This window comes from Pseudomonas sp. UM16, assembly GCF_050312595.1.
Classification (GTDB): domain Bacteria; phylum Pseudomonadota; class Gammaproteobacteria; order Pseudomonadales; family Pseudomonadaceae; genus Aquipseudomonas.
The window spans coordinates 62,268-84,409 of record NZ_JBNPJT010000015.1; the positions used below are offsets into that span (position 1 = coordinate 62,268).

Annotated in this window: 22 protein-coding genes, 2 pseudogenes and 2 riboswitches; of the genes and pseudogenes, 16 read left to right on the forward strand and 8 right to left on the reverse strand. The window is 60.3% G+C overall.

Going from position 1 to position 22,142, the window contains the following annotated elements; all coding sequences use genetic code 11:
- Nucleotides 1-266 precede the first annotated feature (266 nt).
- From ACQRAX_RS18580 to ACQRAX_RS18625, 10 genes and pseudogenes are all read left to right on the forward strand, one after another.
- A pseudogene (locus ACQRAX_RS18580) lies at nucleotides 267-953 on the forward strand (cache domain-containing protein); the annotation flags it as partial.
- A gap of 270 nt (nucleotides 954-1,223) precedes the next feature.
- A pseudogene (locus ACQRAX_RS18585) lies at nucleotides 1,224-1,811 on the forward strand (methyl-accepting chemotaxis protein); the annotation flags it as partial.
- Between the two features lie 117 nt (nucleotides 1,812-1,928).
- Complete coding sequence (gene pnuC / locus ACQRAX_RS18590) at nucleotides 1,929-2,495, forward strand: nicotinamide riboside transporter PnuC (RefSeq protein ID WP_412040862.1); 567 nt, start codon at nucleotides 1,929-1,931, stop codon at nucleotides 2,493-2,495.
- Entirely contained in the window at nucleotides 2,492-3,016 is a 525-nt protein-coding gene (locus ACQRAX_RS18595) for an AAA family ATPase (protein ID WP_412040863.1), read from the forward strand. The genes pnuC and ACQRAX_RS18595 overlap by 4 nt, the downstream gene beginning before the upstream one ends.
- 325 nt (nucleotides 3,017-3,341) lie before the next feature.
- A complete protein-coding gene (locus ACQRAX_RS18600; RefSeq protein ID WP_412040864.1) occupies nucleotides 3,342-3,779 on the forward strand; it encodes a hypothetical protein in 438 nt (145 codons plus the stop codon).
- Between the two features lies 1 nt (nucleotide 3,780).
- Nucleotides 3,781-4,353: an adhesin gene (locus tag ACQRAX_RS18605; protein ID WP_412040865.1), complete on the forward strand. Its 573-nt coding sequence runs from the start codon at nucleotides 3,781-3,783 to the stop codon at nucleotides 4,351-4,353.
- Nucleotides 4,354-4,405: 52 nt separating this feature from the next.
- Entirely contained in the window at nucleotides 4,406-5,950 is a 1,545-nt protein-coding gene (locus ACQRAX_RS18610; RefSeq protein WP_412040866.1) for a heme utilization protein, read from the forward strand.
- A gap of 64 nt (nucleotides 5,951-6,014) precedes the next feature.
- The gene (locus ACQRAX_RS18615; protein ID WP_412040867.1) at nucleotides 6,015-6,695 is read left to right on the forward strand and encodes a C39 family peptidase; all 681 of its coding nucleotides are present in this window, start codon (nucleotides 6,015-6,017) and stop codon (nucleotides 6,693-6,695) included.
- Between the two features lie 33 nt (nucleotides 6,696-6,728).
- Nucleotides 6,729-7,481 carry a hypothetical protein gene (locus tag ACQRAX_RS18620; protein WP_412040868.1) on the forward strand — a complete coding sequence of 251 codons (753 nt, stop codon included), beginning with the start codon at nucleotides 6,729-6,731 and terminating at the stop codon, nucleotides 7,479-7,481.
- Nucleotides 7,482-7,527: 46 nt separating this feature from the next.
- Nucleotides 7,528-8,808 carry a hypothetical protein gene (locus ACQRAX_RS18625; RefSeq protein WP_412040869.1) on the forward strand — a complete coding sequence of 427 codons (1,281 nt, stop codon included), beginning with the start codon at nucleotides 7,528-7,530 and terminating at the stop codon, nucleotides 8,806-8,808.
- Nucleotides 8,809-8,865: 57 nt separating this feature from the next.
- Here the strand turns inward: ACQRAX_RS18625 and ACQRAX_RS18630 are convergent, their stop codons facing one another.
- Nucleotides 8,866-10,188: a sigma-54 dependent transcriptional regulator gene (locus tag ACQRAX_RS18630; RefSeq protein ID WP_412040870.1), complete on the reverse strand. Its 1,323-nt coding sequence runs from the start codon at nucleotides 10,186-10,188 to the stop codon at nucleotides 8,866-8,868.
- A gap of 313 nt (nucleotides 10,189-10,501) precedes the next feature.
- On the opposite strand from ACQRAX_RS18630, the gene ACQRAX_RS18635 reads away from it, so the two are divergent.
- Nucleotides 10,502-10,768: a hypothetical protein gene (locus ACQRAX_RS18635; RefSeq protein ID WP_412040871.1), complete on the forward strand. Its 267-nt coding sequence runs from the start codon at nucleotides 10,502-10,504 to the stop codon at nucleotides 10,766-10,768.
- A gap of 131 nt (nucleotides 10,769-10,899) precedes the next feature.
- Here ACQRAX_RS18635 and ACQRAX_RS18640 read toward each other — a convergent pair whose 3' ends face one another.
- Genes ACQRAX_RS18640 through cobW form a run of 4 tightly spaced genes read right to left on the reverse strand, consistent with a single transcriptional unit; the run spans nucleotide 10,900 to nucleotide 17,403 of the window.
- Nucleotides 10,900-11,514 carry a vWA domain-containing protein gene (locus tag ACQRAX_RS18640; RefSeq protein WP_412040940.1) on the reverse strand — a complete coding sequence of 205 codons (615 nt, stop codon included), beginning with the start codon at nucleotides 11,512-11,514 and terminating at the stop codon, nucleotides 10,900-10,902.
- Between the two features lie 47 nt (nucleotides 11,515-11,561).
- On the reverse strand, nucleotides 11,562-12,566 hold the full coding sequence (locus ACQRAX_RS18645) for an ATP-binding protein (protein ID WP_412040872.1): 1,005 nt from the start codon (nucleotides 12,564-12,566) through the stop codon (nucleotides 11,562-11,564).
- A gap of 1 nt (nucleotide 12,567) precedes the next feature.
- Nucleotides 12,568-16,329 (reverse strand): cobaltochelatase subunit CobN, encoded by a 3,762-nt coding sequence (gene cobN / locus ACQRAX_RS18650; RefSeq protein WP_412040873.1) that lies wholly within the window; start codon nucleotides 16,327-16,329, stop codon nucleotides 12,568-12,570.
- A gap of 3 nt (nucleotides 16,330-16,332) precedes the next feature.
- On the reverse strand, nucleotides 16,333-17,403 hold the full coding sequence (cobW, locus tag ACQRAX_RS18655; RefSeq protein WP_412040874.1) for a cobalamin biosynthesis protein CobW: 1,071 nt from the start codon (nucleotides 17,401-17,403) through the stop codon (nucleotides 16,333-16,335).
- Between the two features lie 95 nt (nucleotides 17,404-17,498).
- Nucleotides 17,499-17,694: riboswitch (cobalamin riboswitch) on the reverse strand.
- Nucleotides 17,695-17,756: 62 nt separating this feature from the next.
- Nucleotides 17,757-17,973, forward strand: a riboswitch (cobalamin riboswitch).
- A 98-nt stretch (nucleotides 17,974-18,071) separates the two neighbouring features.
- On the opposite strand from cobW, the gene ACQRAX_RS18660 reads away from it, so the two are divergent.
- From ACQRAX_RS18660 to ACQRAX_RS18680, 5 genes are read left to right on the forward strand one after another with little or no spacing between them, the layout of a single operon-like run.
- Nucleotides 18,072-18,257: a CbtB domain-containing protein gene (locus tag ACQRAX_RS18660; protein ID WP_107023966.1), complete on the forward strand. Its 186-nt coding sequence runs from the start codon at nucleotides 18,072-18,074 to the stop codon at nucleotides 18,255-18,257.
- A 10-nt stretch (nucleotides 18,258-18,267) separates the two neighbouring features.
- Complete coding sequence (locus tag ACQRAX_RS18665) at nucleotides 18,268-18,960, forward strand: CbtA family protein (protein WP_412040875.1); 693 nt, start codon at nucleotides 18,268-18,270, stop codon at nucleotides 18,958-18,960.
- 5 nt (nucleotides 18,961-18,965) lie between these two features.
- Nucleotides 18,966-19,367 (forward strand): cobalamin biosynthesis protein, encoded by a 402-nt coding sequence (locus tag ACQRAX_RS18670; protein ID WP_412040876.1) that lies wholly within the window; start codon nucleotides 18,966-18,968, stop codon nucleotides 19,365-19,367.
- 27 nt (nucleotides 19,368-19,394) lie between these two features.
- On the forward strand, nucleotides 19,395-20,150 hold the full coding sequence (cobM, locus tag ACQRAX_RS18675) for a precorrin-4 C(11)-methyltransferase (protein WP_412040877.1): 756 nt from the start codon (nucleotides 19,395-19,397) through the stop codon (nucleotides 20,148-20,150).
- A gap of 2 nt (nucleotides 20,151-20,152) precedes the next feature.
- Nucleotides 20,153-20,401, forward strand: a complete 249-nt coding sequence (locus tag ACQRAX_RS18680; RefSeq protein ID WP_412040878.1) for a DUF1272 domain-containing protein — start codon at nucleotides 20,153-20,155, stop codon at nucleotides 20,399-20,401.
- Between the two features lie 72 nt (nucleotides 20,402-20,473).
- Here the strand turns inward: ACQRAX_RS18680 and ACQRAX_RS18685 are convergent, their stop codons facing one another.
- Genes ACQRAX_RS18685 through csgE form a run of 3 tightly spaced genes read right to left on the reverse strand, consistent with a single transcriptional unit; the run spans nucleotide 20,474 to nucleotide 22,142 of the window.
- The gene (locus ACQRAX_RS18685) at nucleotides 20,474-21,316 is read right to left on the reverse strand and encodes a CsgG/HfaB family protein (protein WP_412040879.1); all 843 of its coding nucleotides are present in this window, start codon (nucleotides 21,314-21,316) and stop codon (nucleotides 20,474-20,476) included.
- 26 nt (nucleotides 21,317-21,342) lie between these two features.
- A complete protein-coding gene (locus ACQRAX_RS18690; RefSeq protein WP_412040880.1) occupies nucleotides 21,343-21,762 on the reverse strand; it encodes a curli assembly protein CsgF in 420 nt (139 codons plus the stop codon).
- Complete coding sequence (csgE, locus tag ACQRAX_RS18695) at nucleotides 21,759-22,142, reverse strand: curli production assembly/transport protein CsgE (RefSeq protein ID WP_412040941.1); 384 nt, start codon at nucleotides 22,140-22,142, stop codon at nucleotides 21,759-21,761. The genes ACQRAX_RS18690 and csgE overlap by 4 nt, the downstream gene beginning before the upstream one ends.

The window sequence follows — 22,142 nt, forward strand, 5'->3', positions numbered from 1 at the left end:
CCCTTCAGGTTTGTCCCGACCGGGCCGAAATCCTATCAGACCTCTCGTATAAACGCTGCTGGTCGCCACTACACACCTCGTAGGAATCAGGCACTTAGGCCTTGGTCGAGTAGGTAGCGGGGGAAAAGCATGCTGGTATGCACAGGACAATAAAAAGAATTCGGGGTGACCGTTCCATGAAGACTCTACGCAATATGTCGATCAGCCGCCGCTTGTGGCTGATTCTGGTAGTGGCGGTAGTGATGCTGTTGACCTTGGGCCTGCTGATGCTCAGGCAGATCCACGGCGATCTGTACCAGGCCAAGGCCGAGAAAACCCGTCATGTGGTGGAAACCGCCGCCGGCGTACTGACCTATTACCAAGGCCTGGAAGCTGCCGGCAGCCTGAGCCGCGAGGCGGCCCAGCAACAGGCACTAAGCACCGTGCGCGGCTTGCGCTATGACCAGAACGACTACTTCTGGATCAACGACCTGGGGCCGAAGATGATCATGCATCCGGCCAACCCCAAACTCGACGGTCAGGACCTTTCCGCGGTGCGCGACCCGGACGGCTTTGCCGTGTTCAACGAAATGGTCACCCTGGCCAAGGCGCAGGGCGCAGGCAGTATCGACTATCGCTGGCCCAAGCCCGGCGCCAGCGAGCCGGTTGAAAAGACCTCCTACATCCAATTGTTCAAGCCTTGGGGCTGGGTCATTGGCTCAGGTATCTATATCGATGACATGCACAACGAATTTCTGCGCCAGCTGCGTGACGCCTCGCTACTGGGATTGGGAATCGCCCTGGTCATGACGCTATTGGTGGTAGTGATTGCCCGCAGCATCTCGCGCCCCTTGCAGGAGGCGGTGGACGCCATGGCCATGATCGCCAGCGGCGAGAGTGACCTGACCCGCCGCCTGGATACCCATGGCCGCGATGAAGTCACGCTGTTGGGCGAACACTTCAACCGTTTCACCGGTAAGTTGCAGGGCGTGATCGGCCAATTGCAGGGGGTCGCGCAGGCGCTCGGGCAATCGGCGGTGGATGTCGGCAACAATGCCAATCAGGCGCAACAGCACAGCGAGCAGCAATCGGCGCAGATGGAGCAAGTGGCCACGGCGATCAACGAAGTGACCTATGCGGTGCAGGATGTCGCGCGCAATGCCGAACAGGCTTCAACTGAAATGCGCGATGCCCAGCACCGTGCCGAACAAGGCCAGCAAAGCATCCACGGTAGCCTGCAGCAGATCGATCAACTGTCCACCACCATTGATGAAGCGGTCCAGGTCATTCAAACCTTGGCCAGCCAGAGCACGCGGATCGGTAGTGTGCTGGAAGTGATTCGTTCGATCGCCGAACAGACCAACCTGCTCGCGCTCAACGCTGCCATCGAGGCGGCACGGGCGGGCGAACAAGGCCGTGGCTTTGCCGTAGTCGCCGATGAAGTGCGCCTGTTGGCCCAGCGCACCCAGCAATCGACGGCAGAAATCCAGAGCATGATCGAACATTTGCAAGGCCAGTCCGAGGCGGCGGTCAAAGCGATCGATGCCAGCAGCTCAGCCTCGCGCCAGACCATCGAGCGGGCCAACGAAGCGGGTGTCAGCCTCGATGCGATCAGCCAGGCGCTGCATAACCTCACTGCGCTTAACGCCTCGATTGCCAGTGCGACCCTGCAACAGTCCCATGTCGTCGAAGACATCAACCGCAGCGTCACCGATACCGCCGACCTCTCACGTCAGACCGCAATGGCCGCGCAGCAGTCGAGCAATGCTGGCATGGCATTAAATCAATTGCGCGAACAACTGGATCGCCTGTTGGGACAGTTCCGGGTTTAACCCTGACCGCCGGCAAGGATCGCGCCCTGTAGGCGCCGGCCTTGCCAGCGATAGGCTGCAGCGCAGCCCCAATAATGTACAATCCCCGCCCTCCCCCGAACCTGCCAAGGAACGCCGATGTCCGGCCTCGAACTGTTCGCCGCCGTGCTCGGCGTTATCGCCGTGTGGCTCACGACCAAACAGAACCCCTGGTGTTGGCCCATCGGCCTGGTGATGGTGCTGCTCTACAGCTGGGTGTTCTTTGAAGTGCGCCTGTATTCGGACATGCTCCTGCAACTGGTCTATGCCGTATTGCAACTCTACGGCTGGTGGCAATGGACGCGCCCGGACCAGCAGCGCGAAGCCCGCCGGGTGACGCATCTGGACACCCAACCGATGCTGTTTAGTCTCGGCCTGGGTGCCCTTGGCAGCTTGGCCCTGGGCGCCGCCATGGCCACCTGGACCAATGCCGCGCAACCCTGGCTGGATGCGGCGCTCACCGCGTTCAGCCTGGTCGCGCAGCTGTGGATGGCGCAAAAGCGTGTGCAGTGCTGGCCGCTGTGGATCGTGCTGGACGTCATTTTTGTCGGCCTGTTTCTTTATAAGGCGCTGTACCTGACGGCTGCGCTCTACGCGCTGTTCACCCTGATTGCCGTGCAAGGCTGGCGTCAATGGCGGCGCGACCCGGCGCTGGTCAGCGCATGAAAGTCCTGGTACTGACCGGCCCTGAATCCAGTGGTAAAAGCTGGTTAGCGCAAGCGATTCAAGCCAAATTTGGCGGCATATTGGTCGATGAGTACGTGCGGCACTTTATCGACAGCCAAGCCCGCGACACCTGCTACGCTGACATTCCAGCAATAGCACTGGGCCAGTTGGCATGGGAAGACGCCGCGCGCGCCAAACAACCGTCGCTGTTGATTCTCGATACGCATCTATTAAGCAATATGCTTTGGAGTCGCACGCTGTTTGGCGATTGCCCGGCGTGGCTGGAAGATGCGTTATTAACGCGCCATTACGACCTGCACTTGCTGCTCAGCCCGGAGGCCATCGCCTGGCACGATGACGGCCAACGCTGCCAGCCAGAGCTGGCCGAGCGCCTAGCGTTTTTCCAGGCCACCCATGCCTGGCTTGAACGCCACCACCAGCCTTATCAAGTGGTGCAAGGCGATTGGGATCAGCGCAAATGTGCAGCCTTTGCGGCAGTAAGCCGCTTGCTCAACATTTGAGCCGCCCCTGCCCGCTGCACAACTGTCCATTCCTGAAACACTTCTCCCGGTGCAAAACCGCGAGTTAGAGCGGCCAGAGCATCACAGCGCAAAAGTGTTAACTCGCTGAAACAGCCGTTGCGCGAGCGCCTTGATGAGCAATGGCGCACGCAGGGTCGACACTTCTACGTCGTCTCTGTCTCAGCGGTGTTACAGCTTTTTCTGACTATGGCGACAAATAAAATCAAGCCCTTGTTTTTCAATAACAAATAGAAACCGGCACACCTTCTGCTCTCTTCCTCGCAGCGCTGAACAGGGACAGCGCACTGAAGAAGGAACAGCCATCGTGGGAAAATTTGACAAAGGCATCTTTTGCCTCCTGCTGGTCGGATGCGCGGTGGGTTCAAGCTTCAGCTTGCCTGTCCAGGCCGAGAACGGAATCGTCGTGATTACCCGCGATGTGCAACCGCGCAACGCCATGCGTCCGCCCCTCGCCCCCGACCCCTACCCGGTCACCGTCAACACCAATCCGTCTGCCCAAATCCTCAGACAAACCAACGAATTGAGTGATGGTGATTTTGCCGATATCACCAGCGGTGCAGGCATCAGCTCGTTGATCACGCAACAGACCAACAACCTCGGTGCCAATATCAACAACCAGACCCAACTGCCGAACCTGGCGGGGGGGCGTGGTACTGGCTCCGGCAATGGCATCTCCAACATGGTCAATTCGAGTGTGCAGAAAGGCCTGGCGCCCCTGCAAATCCTGACCGGAGGCAAGTGAGATGAGGTACACGCTGCTGATTCTGGCCACGTTCTGCAGTACACCGGCCTTCGCTCAACCCCCCGTGATCAATAACGCCACCATCGACAGCTCCGGTAAGCAATACCAGGGCAACCTCGCGGTCAACCAGGCTGCCGGCGATCAACAGCAACAGGCCAACGCTCGCGCCATCGCCGTTGGCCACAACGCCAGCGCGAGCACCCAGATTCGCCAACGCTTGCGCACCCAGGTCGACCCCGCCATCGCCGCCCGCTCCGCCATTGAGGGCGATGCCTTCAGTCAAGGCAGCGGTGTAGTCGGCGTCAACCAGAGCTCAGGTGCCAGTAACCAGCAAGCCAACGCACTGAGTATCAGTCTCAGTGAACAACCGCAAAGTATCGACGACAGCGTCCTCATGCAACAGAACGTGGCGCTGCTCAACAACTCCGATGCAACTGCTTCTGCACCTGGCTATCGCCAGATCACTACCAGTGATCAGGCATTCACCGGTAGCCGTGGGGTGATTCAGTTGAATCAGAGCGCCGGGGTGGGAAACCGAACTGCCAATACCCTGAGCGTACGGGTCGCGGACTGACCCAAACAGGTAAGAACAACACTTAACCTAAAATAAAGTACGGAGAATCACCATGAAACCCTCGATGGCAATCAAGCCTCTGGTTTTCGCAATTGCTGCGGTCATGGCTGTTGCTGTACAAGCTGGGCAGAACGATCGGCGTGGGAATGGCCACCATCACGGTGGCAGCAACCACACCCCTCCTCCAAAAATGGTCCCTATCAATGCGACCGCCGGAGCCTACGATAGGCAAAGCAGCACCAACAACCGCATCCTCAACGAAGGCACCATCAACGCAGCCGAGATGAACGAGTCCGCTTCGGGCACCAGCGGCAACGTCGGTGTCAACGTCGCGGCGGGTGCTGGCAACCAACAGGACAACGCCGCCGCTATCGCCAACGCTGCCTCCGACGCCAGCGCCATCGATAACAGCTTCGTGTTCGGTACCTCCGAAGCCACCGCCAACGTCAGGCAATACAGCAACAACAACAAGGTCTTAAACTACGGCTCTACAAACTCTGCTGTGATGAACGGGTCCGGCAGTGAAGGCAGCGGCAACATGGGCATCAACATTGCTGGCGGCGACCTTAACCAGCAAAAAAATACCATGGCCATTGCCAACACCAATGCCCCGCTGGGTAATGCAACAGCCACTGCTTCGGCCAATCAAAGTGGCCCTGGCCTGGTGGTTGAAAACAGGGCCGATCGGACCTATCGCGTCGATACACTGACGTTCACCACCACCAAGAGCGGTTCGTCCTCCCGCGAAGGGACCTTGGACGCCAGCATCGACAGAAGCTCCTCTGCGAGCTCGAGCGAAAGCGGCTCATGGAACACCGGATCCAGCGGATCCAATAGCTGGAATGCCAGCGGCTCCAACAGCTCGTCGGCCAGTGGATCCAACAGCTCGTCGGCCAGCGGTTCGAACAGCTCGTCTTCCAGTGGTTCGCTCAACGCGTCTGCCAGTGGGACCAACAGCTCGTCGGCCAGCGGTACCAACAGCCGCGATCACAGCTCTAGCTCCAATACCACACTGTCCGCTTCGCTGGATGCTTCTGTAGGAGCCAACCAGTCCTCTACCCGTACCTTCAACGATAACGAGTTCACCCGCAGCCAAAGTGCCGACGCGTCTATTAATGCAAACCTCGATGCATCGATCGATAGATCGCATGAATCCTCGTCGAACTCTTCGTTCGACCGGACCCGCGACTCTTCGTTTGATCGGTCGCTGGACGTCTCGTTCGACAAGTCGCGCGAATCTTCGTACGACAAATCCCGCGAGTCTTCCTACGATAAGTCGCGCGAATCGGCGTTCGACAAGGCTTTCGAGTCTTCGTTCGAGAAGTCGGCCTCCGCTTCGTACGACAAAGCCAAGGAATCTGCTTCCGAGTCCTCGGATAGCATTTCCAAGAGCTACAGCGAGGCTGACTCGTTTGAGCTGAGCAACACCATCTCGTTCCAAGTGCTGACCCCAACCGGCTGGGCAAACCCTGTAACCAACACTGCAACCCTCAATGGTTCGGTGAATGGCGGCAGTGGCAACCTCGGCGTCAACGTGGCTGCCGGTGTCGGCAACCAACAAAGCAACTCGCTGGCCATTTCCAACCAATCGTTCTGATTGGCATGGCCTGGAGGCCCCCTTCGGGGGGCCTTTTTTCAACAGAACCAGAAGGCGTCCGATCATGCGTGTTATCGCCTTGGCATTTTTGCTTTGCGTGGCCAGTCTGAGCGAAGCGGCGCAGATGCCACTGTCCGTGCTACCGGGCGGTGCGGTGGTGTTCAAGCCGATCCAGAGTGTTCGCGAGCGCAAATTCGCCGACCTGGTGCAACAGAAAACCGACTTCAGCTGCGGCGCAGCAGCGCTGGCGACCATTCTGCGCCAAGCCTATTGGCTGGACGTGGATGAAGAGCAGATCATCGAAGGCATGCTCGCCCACGCCGATCAGGACCTTGTGCGGGTCCAAGGCTTTTCGATGCTCGACATGAAGCGTTACGTAGAAAGCCTTGGCATGCGTGCCCGTGGCTACCGGGTTGCCGCCGAGACCTTGCACAACATCCGTATTCCGGTGGTGGTACTGATGGACATCCGTGGCTACAAGCATTTTGTGGTCATGCAAAAAGTCGACAACGGCTGGGTGTATATCGGTGATCCGGTCCTCGGCCACAAACGCTACAAAATCGATGACTTTATCAACGGTTGGAACGGCATCATCTTCGCCATCATCGGCAAGGGCTACGACAAAACCAACGCCTTGCTCGACCCGCCCCAACCACTGACCGCCAAGAACCGCATCAACAATTTCACCCCGGTGCAAGACGCGGATTTGATGGATTTCGGATTCATCCAAAGCGACTTCTTCTAATGACAAGGGAGCACGACGCTCCGGGAGCATCCCATGAAGACTCCAATCTGGCTCGCCGTGGTTTGTCTGGCCGCCAGTCTGCCGACTCAGGCACAGACATTCACCCCCATCGAACTGAAAGACCAGGAACTGGCGAACCTGCGCGGTCGCTACATCATGCCAGGGCGGGTGATCAGTTTTGGCATTGTCATGAGCAGCACTTGGCAAAATGCCAAGGGTGAAGTGATCGGCGCCACGTCCACCATGCAAATTCAACAATCGACCATCAAGCCACAGTTTTATGTGTCGATGATCGACGAAAAAGGCAATATCCCGGGGCGTTCGCAAGGCGCCGGCACCGGCACCGGTACCGTTACCGGCGGCAGAGGCCTGAACAGCACCGAAGGTGTCACCCAAGTCGTGCGTGCGGCTGGCGACAACAACACCGCCTACAACAACGTTGATATCAATGTCAGCAAAGCCAACCAAGCGCCAGTGACGCAACAGCAAGGCAAGCCGCTGGCCGCTGGCACAACCATGCTTGGCGCAAACGGCGCCGGCTCGCTGAGCGTCTCCTCCAGCGGTAAGGGTGTGCAACTGAACATCATCGCCAACAACAACCAGGGCAGTACCGTTCAGCGTCTGGCCCAAGGTGGGCTGATGCAGAACACGACGCTGCTTGGCGGTGGCAACCAGGTCAGAAACTTCACCTCCCTCAACGTCGTGCTGCGTGAAAACGTGCCGACCGCAGGCTCGCTGAACGGCAACCTGGACCAGCTCAAAGGTCTTCGCACTCTCGGATTCTGATCTACGCTCAGTCTCATCAAATGCAGTTAGAAGGGACGGCTAACCCATGCACCGATTGGTAATGTTCAGAGCTATCGTTGTTTTGAGTAGCCTGGCCCCGTCGACATTGCTATACGCAGCAACGGACCCCCAGGTCGAAGCACTAAAACAAGAACTCATGGAGTTGAAACAGCGTTACGAAGCCCAGCAGAACGCGCTGATGGTGCTTGAACAGCGCGTTCGCCAGGTCGAAGAAGCACCAACGACACCGGCCCCCAAACGTTTAACCAAGTCGCCCGCCGAAACGGTCAAGGGTGGCCAGTCTGTAGCCGCCGGTGCACCGGGCACCACGGGCAGCTCATACGGGCAATCGCTCAAAGAGGATTCGGAACCGGCGCAAAGCGTCTCCAACCTGTATGACGAGGCCAGCGGCTTCTTCGGTGGCGGCAAGTTCAGCGTCGAAACCGGCCTGACCTACACGCACTACGACACCCGCGCCTTGGTCCTCAACGGGTTCCTGGCGCTGGACTCGATCTTCCTCGGCAACATCAACCTCGACCGCATCAAGGCCGATAACTGGACTTTGGACCTGACCGCCCGCTACAACCTGGCGCAACGTTGGCAGTTCGATATCAACGTTCCGGTGGTCTACCGTGAATCGACCTATTCTTCTGGTGGCGCAGGGGGTGCCGGGCCTGTTTCATCCGACGCAACGGTCACCCGCGATCCGACCATCGGCGATGTTAACGTCGGGGTCGCCTACAAGTTCCTCGATGAGTCAGAGAACCTGCCCGACGCAGTGTTCACGCTGCGCGTCAAGGCACCAACCGGTGATGATCCTTACGGCATCAAACTGGTCAACGACCCCACCAACGACAACCTGTCAGTACCTGAATCTCTGCCCACCGGCAACGGTATCTGGGCGATCACCCCGGGTATCTCGCTGGTCAAAACCTATGACCCGGCCGTGCTCTTCGGCAGCTTGTCCTATACCTACAACATGGAAGATTCGTTCAGCGATATCAGCCCCACGATCAACACCAAAGTCCCGGGTGACGTGAAACTTGGCGACTCCTGGCAGATCGGTGCCGGTATCGCCTTTGCCTTGAACGAGAAGATGAGCATGTCATTTTCGTTCTCCGACCAGTTTGCCACCAAGAGCAAGATCAAGCCCGATGGTGGCGACTGGCAGGATGTTCCCAGCAGCGACTACAACGCAGCCAACTTCAACATCGGCATGACCCTGGCTGCAACCGACAACCTGACCATCGTGCCAAACCTGTCCATTGGCCTGACCGACGACTCGCCAGACTTTTCCTTCAGCCTGAAATTCCCCTACTACTTCTGACCCTGACGCCCCTGAAAAAGCCCGCTTCAGCGGGCTTTTTCAGGACGGGACCAGCGCTCAGCGAATCTGATGTTTATGCAGCAACCGGTAAAAGGTAGGCCGGGAAACCCCGAGTACCTTGGCGGCAATACTCAAGTTGTCGCTGTGCCGGTTGAGCACATCGCACAACGCCTGGCGCTCGGCCCGGTGTTTGTAATCTTCCAGCGTTCCCATAGTCGAAACGAACGCATGCTGACTGAGCAATCCCAGGTCCTGCGCCTCAATCTGTCGACCTTCGGCCAGCACCAGACCACGCCTGACCCGGTTGGCCAGTTCGCGGACATTGCCCGGCCAGTCGTGCTTGCCCATTGCCACCAGGGCGTCTTCGCTAAAACTGCGCGGGCGTCTACCGGTTTCCAGGCTGTAGAAATGGGCAAAGTGATTAGCCAGCAGCGACAGGTCACCATGCCGATCACGCAACGGCGCGGTGATCACCTGCAGGACATTGAGCCGGTAATACAGGTCTTCGCGAAAGCGACCGTGGGCAATGGCGTTTTCCAGGTCAACGTGAGTTGCCGCCAGTACCCGCACGTCGACAGCTATCGGCTGGCTACCGCCAACCCGCTCAATGTGTTTTTCTTGCAGAAAACGCAGCAGGTTGGCCTGAAGCTCTAGGGGCAAGTCACCAATTTCATCAAGAAACAGCGTACCGCTGTTGGCCGCCTCGATGCGCCCGATCTTGCGTTGGTGAGCCCCGGTAAACGCGCCTTTCTCGTGGCCGAACAGTTCGGACTGAATCAGGTGCTCAGGGATTGCTCCGCAGTTGATCGGAACAAAGGGCTTGTCATGGCGCTGTGACTGGCGATGCAGGGTACGCGCTACCAGTTCCTTACCGGTGCCGCTCTCCCCTCGAATCAGTACCGGTGACTCAGTGGGTGCCAGTTTACTGAGCAATTTGCGCAGCTCGCGAATCGGCCGGCTGTCGCCAAGCAACTCGTGCTCGGCTTCATCCACATGCACAACCTTGCCGCGCAAGCGCGCCATGCCGAAGGCCCGGCCAATGGTGACCTGGACCCGCGAGATGTCGAACGGCAAGGTATGAAAGTCGAAAAACCATTCGCAGACAAAGTCGCCGACGTTCTGCATACGCAGCTCTTGAGGGCTGAGCACGGCAATCCATTCGGTATTGCTGCGACTGATCAGGTCTTTGACCGCATCCGGGTGTTGCATGTGCGAAGCCTGCAAACGCAGCAGGCCAACATCACAAGGATGCTCCAGCGCCGAGGCCAAGGTGCAGCTGTGGACATCCCAGCCGACATCGCGCAGACCTGGCAATAATCGGTGGCAATCATCGCAAGGATCGACGACGAGCAAGCGGCGGTTGGATGCAGGCTCAAGCATGACCTTTCCTTGGCGCCAATTGTTGGAATTTTAAATAGAAACAGCAAGTTGGCAGGCCCGTTTGTAACAGTAGCAACGATGTGTCAAACGCCCACTACCGTCTGTCCGCAAAGCGTCAAAATAATCGCGTGCCGGGGAATTTTTTTTAACTTTCAACGTCCACGCTGCACTCCCTAGAGCGTTTTTTGGCAAATACACAAAAAAACTTCAACAGGTGTGTGACTCAACCCTGTACTGCGTGCATCAGTACAAGTAACTCACCGCCAACGCGGTTGTTAATTATCTTGTTTGGGCCCACAGAGAGACCGAACCCATGAATGCCCCGCTCCGTGTCAACGAAGCACTGCTGATTGCCGATCACGCCTTCGAACCCTTCCAGTGTGTTGCTTGGGATTCGCCTAACGGTACGGGTGAACTGAGCCTGGCAGTGATCGACCGGACCAGCACCCGCATCGGCAGCAAGCAAGTGCCGAGCAGCACCTACTCCGATCCCATGCAACTGGCTAGCCTGATTGAAGAAATGCGTGCCGAGTTGAAAAAACAGGGTTGCGACCTGCAACCTTGGTCGATGCCAAAGTAAATAGGCCGCTATCTACTTTGTTTATGGCAGCGCATCTTTACGGTGCGCGCCAGACAACTTAATTGTCACAAAAGTTAAACTGCGACACTTCGCCACAGTATCGTTGACCTACTGTTTTGTACGCGCCTTACTTAGCCAACCAGGTTAAAACTTTCAAGCGAACGGTAGTCGGCCTGTAACTGCTGCGCTAATAATTGCGCGCGCCCCAGGCGCACCGGCGAACACTCGATATCGATCAGCAGACTTGGGCAGGGCAACGGTTGCAACGGCGCCCAGCTTTTGAGGCGACCGTCGGTCAGCAACAGACAGCGCTGCTGTTCGTCAGGATGCTGACGTTGCCGTGCCCGCAGCCACTCACGCGCCTGCTCCAGTGCCGCTAGCAACGGCGTTCCTCCCCCTGCACCAAGGTTGTCGAGCCAAGGCTGCAAGGCTGCCGAAGCTTTCAGGCCGTGACGCTGCCAGCGCGGCGCATTGCCGCTGGCGGTGAGCAACGTTAGACGTGCACGCTGGCGATAAGCCTGGTCGAACAAACCTGCCAGCAGTCCCTTGGCCTGGCTCAAGGCCTGATAGCGCCGGGTCGATGCCGACGCGTCGACAATTACCAACCACAGCTCATCAGCGCTGGCCGTGCGCTGCTGCCAACACAGATCCCGACGCTGGCGAGGACGGCCGTTGAGCAGCGTTGCCGGCCACGCCACCGAGCCTTGGCTGGCCTGGCGGCTACCACCGCGTTGACCGTGCTTGATCGCCCCAGGGCGGGGCTTGGCATCCGCCACCTGAAGGCGACGGATGCTCAGGGCTTTTTTGCCCAGTTCGGCACCTCGCGCCGGGCGCCGGTCGCGGTGGCCTGTGGTGGCATTTCGCCCCAGGCACCCTGCCCTTGCTGGTGGCTCTGGCCAAGGCCAGCCTGTGGCTCGGTTTCTGGACGGGGGGTAGATTGCGGCGGCAACTCGCGGCGACGATGGCGCAAGGCAAACTCGGCCACGGTTTCGATGTCCTGCGACTCAATTTGTGGCGCGCCGCGCCAGGCCGCATGAGCGCGGGCGGCGCGCAGCCAGACCAGATCGGCGCGTAAACCATCGACCCCGGCAGCAAAGCAGCGCTCAGTGATCTGCGCCAGCGCCTGATCGTCCAGGGCAATGTGCGTGAGCCGATCACGGGCAGCCTGGCAACGATCACGCAGTTGCGCCTGTACGGGGGCCCACTGAGTACAAAATGCCTCGGGGTCGGCATCAAAATCCAGGCGCCGCCGAATGATCTGGCCACGTGCTTCAGGCGCTGGCTGCCCGTCTAATGCGACGTTCAGGCCAAAGCGATCAAGCAACTGCGGACGCAGTTCACCCTCTTCCGGGTTCATGGTGCCAATTAACACAAAGCGCGCGCTGTGACGGTGGGAAATGCCGTCACGCTCGACCCTGTTGGTGCCGCTGGCCGCGACGTCCAGGAGCAGATCGACCAAGTGATCCGCCAGCAGGTTGACCTCATCGACATACAGCACACCGCCATCAGCCTTGGCCAGCACACCGGGAGAAAACTGTGCCTTGCCCTGGCCCAAGGCTGCCTCCAGGTCGAGAGTGCCGACCAGGCGCTCTTCGCTGGCCCCCAGTGGCAGGGTTACGAACGGCCCTTCGTCGAGTAGATCAGCCAGGCCTCGGGCCAGGGTGCTCTTGGCCATACCGCGCGGGCCTTCAATCAGCACACCGCCGATCTTCGGGTCGATGGCGGTCAGGCACAGGGCCAGTTTCAAGCGATCGGCGCCGACCACGGCAGACAGGGGAAAATGTGCAGGTTCAGTCATTTCAGCTCTCTTCTTCACCGTCCAGCAGTTGCTCTTCGAGGGCTTTGCGGTAGTCCCCCGGTTGCTCCCACAGGCCGCGTTGCTGGGCTTCGAGCAAGCGCTCGGTGATATCGTGCAAGGCTTGCGGGTTGTGCTGGCGGATAAACTCGCGCGTCGCGCCGTCGAGCACGTAGGCTTCGGCCAGCGCCTGGTAATGGTGGTCGTCGATCAAGTGCGTGGTAGCGTCGAAAGCGAACAGATTGTCGACGGTCGCCGCCAACTCAAAGGCACCTTTATAGCCATGACGCTTTACCCCATCGATCCACTTTGGATTGAGCGCACGGGCGCGGATCACCCGATTGAGCTCTTCTTTCAAGGTACGGATGCGCGGACGGTCCGGCTGACTGTGGTCACCGTGATAACTGGCAACCGTGTTGCCGCTGAGGGTTTCCACCGCCGCCAGCATGCCGCCCTGGAACTGGTAATAGTCGTTGGAGTCGAGCACGTCATGCTCGTGGTTATCCTGGTTTTGAAGTACCGCCTGGACCTGCCCCAAGCGTCGGGCAAAATCGGCGCGTGCCGGTGTGCCGTCATCGCCAGCGCCGTAGGCGTAGCCACCATGGTTAAGGTAGACCTCTGCCAGGTCCTTGCGCTCATTCCACAGATGTCCGTCGATGGCGTTTTGCACCCCGGCACCATAGGCCCCTGGCTTGGCACCGAAAATCCGCCAGCCGGCCTGGCGCGCCGCCTGCTCGTTGCTCAGCCCTTGACACTCAAGCGCCTCACGTTCGCTGCGCACCTTGGCGGCGAGCGGATTCAGGTCGTCGGGCTCATCCAGCGCCGCCACTGCCTGCACTGCCGCATCGAACAGCTTGATCAAGTTGCCGAAGGCATCGCGGAAGAACCCCGACACCCGCAGTGTGACATCCACCCGTGGTCGATCCAGCAGGCTCAGCGGCAGGATCTCAAAGTCATCAACCCGCTGACTGCCGCTGGCCCACACCGGCCGCACGCCCAGCAGGGCCATGGCCTGGGCAATGTCATCGCCGCCAGTGCGCATGGTCGCCGTGCCCCATACCGACAGGCCAAGCTGACGCAGGTGGTCTCCGTGTTCCTGCAAGTGGCGTTCAAGGATCAGGTTGGCCGAGGCAAATCCAATGCGCCAGGCTGTGGTAGTCGGCAGATTACGAACATCGACGGTATAAAAATTGCGCCCGGTCGGCAGCACATCCAGACGGCCACGGCTGGGAGCGCCGCTGGGGCCGGCGGGGACGAAGCGCCCTTGCAAGGCTGCCAGCAGCCCCTGCAGTTCGGCCGGGCCACAGGCATCCAATTGCGGCGCGACGGTGTGTTGCAAGGCAGCGAGTACCGCACGCACATCTGCCCATAGCGGTTCATCCGGCACCACGTCGGCACCCGCCAAGCTCTGCTCGATGCACTGCGCCGCGAGCTTTTCCAGGCGTTCTCGGGTGTCACCGGCAGTGCGCCACAAGGCCTGATCCAATGCCTGCAACAGCGCCGGGCGCGGCCCCAGCCAAGGCTGACCAAGGTCGCAATCCAGCGGATCGAAGTCCAAGGCCAGCGCTTTGGCCAGCGCGCGCAGCAAACTGGCATTGGCCCCGCGCCCATCACCACGTTCAACGCGCAACAGCGCTAACAAGGTGTCGATGCGCAGCCGGCCACACGGTGACTCGCCAAACACATGCAAGCCGTCACGGATCTGCGATTCCTTGAGGTCGCACAAGTAGGTATCCAGGCGTGGCAGCCACACCATCGCGTCATCCAGTGCGCCTTCAAGCTGCAGCTCGCGGTCGATATGGTTGTCCCGCAGCAGCGCGAGGATATCCCGCTGCAACTCACCGGCGCGGCGCGGATCGAGCAGCTGCGCCTCGTAGTATTCGTCGGCCAGCGCTTCCAGGTGGCGCAGCGGGCCGTACGTTTCAGCGCGGGTCAATGGCGGCATCAGGTGATCAATGATCACCGCCTGGGTCCGCCGCTTGGCCTGAGCGCCCTCACCCGGGTCATTGACGATGAACGGGTAAATATTGGGCAAAGGGCCAATCAACGCATCCGGCCAGCAACTGCCAGACAGGCCGACGCCTTTACCCGGCAGCCACTCCAGATTGCCGTGTTTGCCGACATGAATCAGTGCGTCGGCGGCAAAGCCATGACGCAGCCAGAAGTAGAACGCCAGATAACCGTGAGGTGGCACCAGGTCGGGATCGTGATACACCGCGCTCTGGTCCACCTGATAGCCACGTGCCGGCTGAATACCGACAAAGGTCAGGCCAAAGCGCAAGCCGGCAACCATCATCCGCCCGTTTCGGCACATCGGATCTTGTTCCGGCTCACCCCAGCGCGCTCGTACAGCCTGTTGATTGGCTTGCGGTAACGCAGCAAACGCTGTCCGATAGTCATCCAAGGCCATGCTCTGCAGGCAGGGACGCTGATCCAGGCTGTCCAGGTCATTGCTGACACCACCGAGCAACGCCTGGATCAACGCGGTGCCGCTTTCGGGCAAGGCGCTCAACGGATAGCCCTGCTGTTGCAAAGCGCGCAGGATGTTCAAAGCGGCGGCTGGCGTGTCCAGGCCGACACCGTTGCCAATGCGCCCGTCACGGGTGGGATAGTTGGCCAGGATCAAGGCCACGCGTTTGTCTTGGTTGGGCAACGCGGCCAGCGCACACCAGCGTCGCGCCAACTCAGCGACAAAGTCCATGCGTTCGGCATGCGGGCGATAACAGACCACATCCGACTGACTGCGCTCGCTGCGCCAGGCCAGGTCCTTGAAGCTGATCGGCCGGGTAATGATGCGCCCATCCAGTTCCGGCAAGACGATGTGCATGGCCAGGTCTCGCGCGCCGAGCCCTTGCTCGCTCGCCTCCCAACCGGGTTGGTTGTCCTGGGCGCAGATCGCCTGCAGCACTGGAATGTCGCGGCGAAACGGACGCAGGTGCGGTTGTTCGGGGCTGGACTGCGCGAAGCCGGTGGTGTTGATGATCAGCGCCGCATCGACCTGATCTAGCCATTGCTCTACCTGATTCAGGCAACTGGCCTCTTTGAGACTGGCCACGGCGATCGGCAATGGATTGAGCCCTGCCAACTGCAAGCGCTCGCAGAAGGTGTCGATAAACGCGGTATTGGCCGCCTGCAGGTGCGAACGGTAGAACAGGATCGGCACCACCGGGTGTTCAACCTGCCAATTCGAGAACCAGTCAGCCAACTCGGCACTGGCTTTTTGCGGGTGGTACACCGTCGTACGCGGCAGTTGTTGCGGCTCGTGCCACGGATAATCGCGTTGCAACCACTGACTGGCCAGGCACTTGAACAGATTCAGGGCGTTAGCCTTGCCGCCCTGACGCAGAAAATGCCAAAGCCGCTCGGCCTGCGCTAGCGACACCGTACTCAGGCCAGTGAGTTCGGGATCGGGGCGATCATCGCCCGGCACCAGGATGACCTGCACGCCACGGGCCGCCAGCTCAAGCAACTGCTCGACACCGTAGCGCCAATAGCCAACGCCACCGTGCAACGACACCAGAATCACCTTGGCATGGCGCAGCACTTGGTCGACATAGAGGTCGACCGAGGCATGATTCTGTACCTGCATCGGGTTGGCCAGACGCAGACTGGGAAAGTCTTCGGGCAACTGCTGGGCGGTTTCGGCCAGCAATGCCAGGTGTGAGTCACCGCTGCAGAGAATGACCAGCTCGGCTGGGGTCTGGCCGAGGTCGGCAATACTGTCGTCCGGTACGAAGCCACCGGGCTGGGTCCGCAGCAGGTGCATGGATCAAGCGCCCAGGGCGGCGCGCAGGCTCGCTTCCAGGTGGGCAGCGTCCAGCTCCTGGCCGATCAGCACCAGGCGTGTGGTGCGCGCTTCATCACTGCGCCAGGCACGGTCAAAGTGTTTGTCGAAGCGGGTGCCCACGCCCTGGATCAGCAGGCGCATCGGTTTGCCAGGAATCGCGGCAAAGCCTTTGACCCGCAGAATGCCATGCTGCACCACCAGTTGGGTCAGGGCGTCGAGCAACAGGCTTTCGTCTGCTTGTGGCAGTTCGATGGAGATCGAATCGAAGGCATCGTGGTCATGATTGTCGTGATCATCTTCACCGTCATGGTGCGAATCGTGGTGCGTGCGCCGCGCATCGATATGCGCTTCCGACTCGGCGCCCAGGCCCAACAGCACCTGCAGGGGCAGACGGCCGCTGCTGGCTTCGATCACTTTCACTGCTGGCGGCAGCTCTTCCTGCACTTCGGCGCGAACCTTGGCCAGCTCAGCAGCGGCGATCAGGTCGGCCTTGTTGAGGATCACCAGATCGGCACTGGCCAGTTGGTCGGCGAACAGCTCGTGCAGTGGCGACTCGTGGTCCAGATTCGGATCGAGTTTTCGCTGTGCATCGACTTGCTCCGGGTAGGCGGCAAAGGTGCCAGCGGCCACCGCCGGGCTGTCGACCACAGTGATCACCGCATCAACGGTGCAGGCGTTGCGAATTTCTGGCCATTGGAAGGCTTGCACCAACGGTTTGGGCAGGGCCAGGCCACTGGTCTCGATAAGGATGTGGTCAAGATCGCCGCGCCGGGCAACCAGTTCACGCATGACCGGGAAGAACTCTTCCTGCACGGTGCAGCACAGACAGCCGTTGGCCAATTCGTAGACCCGGCCGCTGGCCTCTTCCTCGGTGCAGCCGATGCTGCACTGCTTGAGGATCTCGCCGTCGATGCCCAGCTCGCCGAATTCGTTGACGATCACCGCGATACGCCGACCCTGGGCGTTATCGAGCATATGCCGCAGCAGCGTGGTTTTGCCCGAACCGAGGAAGCCGGTAACGATGGTGACGGGGAGTTTGGCCAGTGTTTTCATGTCGATGCCCTTGGCAGGATGGCGGGCATGCGGGACGAGAGCCGCAGGCGTCATTGCCTGGGCGCGTTCGCCACCGGATCACCCCGCCCGGTTTATGTCGGAAACTGTTCGAGGCAGGTCTCCTGGCTTGCACTGCTGCGGCCCAAGGCCGCTGGAACGACGCCTTCCCGCAGGACGCAGTGGCTGTGTCGATCCTATCAATGCTTACAGTTGCGGGGGCAGCCGCGGCTTGAACCGCGTTCCCGTCTTAGCTTCGGCCAGCGCCGAAGAACCTCGAGAACGCAAGGCTACGCAGTGCCTGGTGAGCGGTCAACTGCTGTCACGATTGACGCCCGCCTTAACCCGTGATTTGCTAGCGCCATTCGTTTGGGTGCCCTTTACAGGGTGAAACTGGGAAACCGGTGCGTCATACGCCGCTAATAAAGGTGTATGGCAAGTCCGGTGCTGCCCCCGCAACGGTAAGTGAGAAAAGCGTCAGAACCACTGTGCCCGTAGTCCGGCATGGGAAGGTGGCGCCTTCGGTTGCTCGCCCTCACAAGCCCGGAGACCGGCCCAACACTGATCTGACAAACCCGCGGTGGGCGGGCGCTGTTGCAACCCCTGGGCGTGTTCCGTGCAGGGGTTTCTTGCGCTTGCCTGTTGCCGAACAACACCAAGAGGAAAGCGCCATGCCTATCAGTACCGCCAGTCACTCAGCCGTTACCCCTTCAAGCCTCAGCCAGCGCCTGCTGGTTGCCGTCGGTGCCTCGCTGCTGGGCCTATGCCTGGTGTACTTCGCTGGTTTTTCGCCTATCGAAGCGGTGCACAACGCCGCCCACGACACCCGTCACAGCGCCGCCTTCCCTTGCCACTGAGTAGCGTCCGATGATCAAGCGTATTGCGAGTACCGCAGGCTTTGCCGGACTGCTGGCCGCCCTGCTGCTGACCCTGCTGCAAAGCTTCTGGGTTGCGCCGCTGATTCTTCAGGCGGAAACCTATGAAAGTGCAGCGCCCGCGGTCGAAGCGCCACACGAGCATGCTGCTGGTACCACCGAGCATCATCACGACAGCGAAGCCTGGGCCCCGGAAGACGGTTGGCAACGGGTTCTCTCGACCACCGGCGGTAATCTGGTGGTGGCAGTCGGCTTTGCTCTGATCCTCGCCGCACTCTATACCCTGCGTGCACCGAAGACCGTCATCAGCGGTGCGCTGTGGGGCCTGGGCGGTTTTGCCGTGTTCTGCCTGGCGCCGACCTTGGGCCTGCCACCGGAGCTACCGGGTACTGCCGCTGCCGACCTGGCCCAGCGTCAGGCCTGGTGGGTGGGTACCGCCGCCGCCACAGCGGCCGGGCTGGGGCTGATTGCGTTTGCCCACAACTGGCTGTTCAAAGCGCTGGGCGTTGTGCTGTTGGTGGTGCCGCATGTGATTGGCGCACCGCAACCTGAAGTGCATGAAATGCTTGCGCCAGAGGCCCTGGACGCCGAGTTCAAGGTTGCTTCATTGCTGACCAACGCGGCATTCTGGCTGGCGCTGGGTCTGCTCAGCGCCTGGCTGTTCCGTCGCCCGAGCCAGGCCTGAAGTCCATGCCGTTGTTTGTCGGCCTCGGTTGCCGACGCGGTTGCCCAGGTCAAACCCTGGGCAACCTGTTGGAGCAAGCTCTCAAGGCCCACGACTTGCCGCTCACGGCAGTGGCGGGCCTTGCCAGTATCGATCTCAAGCGCGACGAGCCTGGGCTGCAACACTTGGCGCGGCAGCTCAACGTCCCGTTGCTGTTCTTCAGTGCTGCACAACTGGCCCCCTTTGAACCGCACTTGAGCCATCGTTCAGCCGTTGCCCACCAAAACAGCGGTTGCTACGGCGTCGCCGAAAGCGCCGCCCTGGCGTTGGCCGAACAGTTCACGGGGTCGGCCCACCTGAAAATTACTCGCACGCTGTGTGCCGAGGCTAGCCTGGCGTTGGCCACGGCGGCAGAATCTGGCAGATAATCAGCGCTTTCTTCGCAAGGACTTTGCATGACCGTCTATTTCATCGGCGCCGGCCCTGGCGATCCCGAGTTGATCACCGTCAAAGGTCAGCGCCTGATTCATCGCTGCCCGGTGATCATCTATGCCGGCTCCCTGGTGCCGACTGCGGTGCTTGAGGGCCATCGCGCCGAGACCGTCATCAACAGTGCCGAACTGCATCTGGCGCAGATCATCGAGGCGATCAAGCATGCTCACGACCAGGGCCAGGATGTGGCCCGAGTGCATAGCGGCGACCCGAGCCTGTACGGTGCCATCGGTGAGCAGATCCGTTACCTGCGCGAACTGGGCATTCCCTATGAGATCGTCCCCGGGGTAACCGCCGTGGCCGCCAGCGCCGCCCTGCTCGGCTGCGAACTGACCTTGCCGGACATTGCCCAGACCGTGATCCTCACCCGCTACGGTGACAAGTCACCGATGCCTGATGGCGAGAAATTGGCTGACCTTGCTCGCCATCGCAGCACCCTGGCGATTCACCTGGGGGTCAAACACCTGGAGAAAATCGTCGCAGAACTGCGCCCGAATTATGGCGGTGATTGCCCGATCGCTGTGGTCCATCGAGCAACATGGCCCGATCAGGATTGGGTGCTCGCGACCCTTGATGGTATTGTCGAGCAGGTCCAGGCCAAGGGTTTTCGGCGTACCGCACTGATTCTGGTCGGCCGGGTGTTGGCCAGTGACAGCTTTGCCGAGTCGGCGCTGTACCGCGCCAGCCATGCTCACCTTTATCGTCCCAACGAGATTTGACCATGCTCGAACTGCGCCCGAACTGTGAATGCTGTGGTTGTGACCTGCCCGGCGATAGCCCGGACGCGTTGATCTGCTCGTTTGAGTGCACCTTTTGCAAGGGCTGCAATGAGCGTCTACTCAAGGGCCAGTGCCCTAATTGCGGCGGTGAGCTGGTCAAGCGCCCGACGCGGGCGGCGGCCAAGCTTGCCAAGTACCCGGCGTCGACCCAACGGATCGTCAAGGAACAAGGCTGCTCGACGCCGCAATGAGTAGTAGATACCGTCTTGCCCGTCACCGGGCAAGACGGTATCTACAAGGTGCCAATCAAGTCAGTTGCTCCCTCATGGTGCTTGATACTGACTCAAGTACTTATCCAGAGTCGCATTGTCACCGCTACCATCCCCCGCCACTTGCCACAGGCGCCGTTCGATGCCTTGCGCCAACAGGTGCCCCACCGCTGACTCGATGGCCGACAGCACACACAACTGCGCCGGTTCGTTGGTGGTGTAGCCGACCTCGGCCTCCAGCAGTTTCTTGAACTCGATGAATTTGAATACCCCGGCACTGCGCCCAACCGAGTAAATGGTCTTGCTGGTCATAACGTTGGCCAGCACCTGACCACTGCGCACATCCACCGCCCGCAGGTTGACCGAGACCTGGTCGACCCGATACTCACGGGAGATATCGATGCCCAGGTAGCGTGCCCCTTCGCCGCCACTGCGCACGTTGGTGTCGTAGGCAATGATGCCGCCTTCGAGCATCAGGTTGGCCGCCTGCAGCGGTGGCAGTTCACCTTGAATGTTCACCGGCGTGTCCGGCTTTTTCTGCGATGCGCGGATGATCTTGCGTTCGGTCAGCAGGTTCTGCAGGCCCTCACGTTCAAGCACCACGAACCAGCCGCTGGCCTGCAAGGCATCCATCAGCATGCTGGCCGCCCCTTGGGTGACACTGGTGGAGAACGAACTGGCCGGGGTTGGTTTGTATTGCCCGGTCTGGTCGCGAAATCCGTACACCACCGCCATCAATCGGCCTTTGGGCCGCGGCATGTTGAGCAAGTCATAATAGGTCGAAGCACGCGGAGTCAGGGTCGGGCTTTCAGTGTCCTGCTCGGCGGACATCGGTTCGCGCAGGCTGCAGCCTTGCAAGGCGGCGAGGATCAGCAGTGTGGTCAGAAATCGTTTCATGATTGTCACTCCCCATTGCCCGGCCCTTAAGGGTTCAGGCCGTTCACCAGAACTTCTGAAATTTCACCGGTTGCCCGATCGGTGATCTGGATGGTCAGCGCCCCAGAGTCGTCGAGCACGTTGATGATGAATGCATCTGTCTGCAGGCTGCCGGTGGTGCCGTTATTGATGTTATTGAGCAGTTGTGAGAGCAGCCGCGATTCCAGCTGACTGGTAAAGCGCTCTAGCGCCGAGGTACTGGCGAACGCCGAGGCACGGTCTTTTACATCCGGATCATCATGGTCGTTCTGCGCCTGGGCGTTGTTGAGCAACCAGGTGCCGTTGAGCGGGTTGCCGCCAAAGGCCGGGTTGACCGGGGTGTACACCAGTTCGGTGGCACCGGCCGGGCTGCACAGGGCAGTCAGCAGGACCAGGGAGGCCAGGCGGCAGTTCTTGTTGTTGTTCATAGCTCATCCCTCTCAAGATCAGTGGTGTCCTGCAGCAGCATCTGCAGCTTGCGCTGGATGATCTGCGCCTTGACCAGGTCAGCCGCTTCATAGGCGGCGTCCTTCAGCTCTGTGGTGTTGGGTGGCAGGAAACGCCGGTAGACCACCCGTTGCTCATACTCGACCGTGACCAGGCTGCCCCAGCGCGGGTCGGGTCGTTCGCGTACCACCAGGTTGAAATCCAGGCGGCTGGTGGCACGCAGCCGCTCGGCGAAGCTGTAATAGAAGTCGTGGCCGATGTGCGAGATGGTGTTGTCGACGATAAAGCCCATCATCTCGTCCTCGGCGCCGCCACGGGCAGTGCCGACCAGCAGCACCAGGGCCAGGGCGCAGGTTGCCAG

Bases quoted from the DNA above. Each gene is read 5' to 3' on its own strand.
- pnuC (WP_412040862.1), top strand. From the start codon at position 1,929: ATGTCCGGCCTCGAACTGTTCGCCGCCGTGCTCGGCGTTATCGCCGTG.
- ACQRAX_RS18595 (WP_412040863.1), top strand. From the start codon at position 2,492: ATGAAAGTCCTGGTACTGACCGGCCCTGAATCCAGTGGTAAAAGCTGG.
- ACQRAX_RS18605 (WP_412040865.1), top strand. From the start codon at position 3,781: ATGAGGTACACGCTGCTGATTCTGGCCACGTTCTGCAGTACACCGGCC.
- ACQRAX_RS18610 (WP_412040866.1), top strand. From the start codon at position 4,406: ATGAAACCCTCGATGGCAATCAAGCCTCTGGTTTTCGCAATTGCTGCG.
- ACQRAX_RS18615 (WP_412040867.1), top strand. From the start codon at position 6,015: ATGCGTGTTATCGCCTTGGCATTTTTGCTTTGCGTGGCCAGTCTGAGC.
- ACQRAX_RS18620 (WP_412040868.1), top strand. From the start codon at position 6,729: ATGAAGACTCCAATCTGGCTCGCCGTGGTTTGTCTGGCCGCCAGTCTG.
- ACQRAX_RS18625 (WP_412040869.1), top strand. From the start codon at position 7,528: ATGCACCGATTGGTAATGTTCAGAGCTATCGTTGTTTTGAGTAGCCTG.
- ACQRAX_RS18630 (WP_412040870.1), bottom strand. From the start codon at position 10,188: ATGCTTGAGCCTGCATCCAACCGCCGCTTGCTCGTCGTCGATCCTTGC.
- ACQRAX_RS18635 (WP_412040871.1), top strand. From the start codon at position 10,502: ATGAATGCCCCGCTCCGTGTCAACGAAGCACTGCTGATTGCCGATCAC.
- ACQRAX_RS18645 (WP_412040872.1), bottom strand. From the start codon at position 12,566: ATGACTGAACCTGCACATTTTCCCCTGTCTGCCGTGGTCGGCGCCGAT.
- cobN (WP_412040873.1), bottom strand. From the start codon at position 16,329: ATGCACCTGCTGCGGACCCAGCCCGGTGGCTTCGTACCGGACGACAGT.
- cobW (WP_412040874.1), bottom strand. From the start codon at position 17,403: ATGAAAACACTGGCCAAACTCCCCGTCACCATCGTTACCGGCTTCCTC.
- ACQRAX_RS18660 (WP_107023966.1), top strand. From the start codon at position 18,072: ATGCCTATCAGTACCGCCAGTCACTCAGCCGTTACCCCTTCAAGCCTC.
- ACQRAX_RS18665 (WP_412040875.1), top strand. From the start codon at position 18,268: ATGATCAAGCGTATTGCGAGTACCGCAGGCTTTGCCGGACTGCTGGCC.
- ACQRAX_RS18670 (WP_412040876.1), top strand. From the start codon at position 18,966: ATGCCGTTGTTTGTCGGCCTCGGTTGCCGACGCGGTTGCCCAGGTCAA.
- cobM (WP_412040877.1), top strand. From the start codon at position 19,395: ATGACCGTCTATTTCATCGGCGCCGGCCCTGGCGATCCCGAGTTGATC.
- ACQRAX_RS18680 (WP_412040878.1), top strand. From the start codon at position 20,153: ATGCTCGAACTGCGCCCGAACTGTGAATGCTGTGGTTGTGACCTGCCC.
- ACQRAX_RS18685 (WP_412040879.1), bottom strand. From the start codon at position 21,316: ATGAAACGATTTCTGACCACACTGCTGATCCTCGCCGCCTTGCAAGGC.
- ACQRAX_RS18690 (WP_412040880.1), bottom strand. From the start codon at position 21,762: ATGAACAACAACAAGAACTGCCGCCTGGCCTCCCTGGTCCTGCTGACT.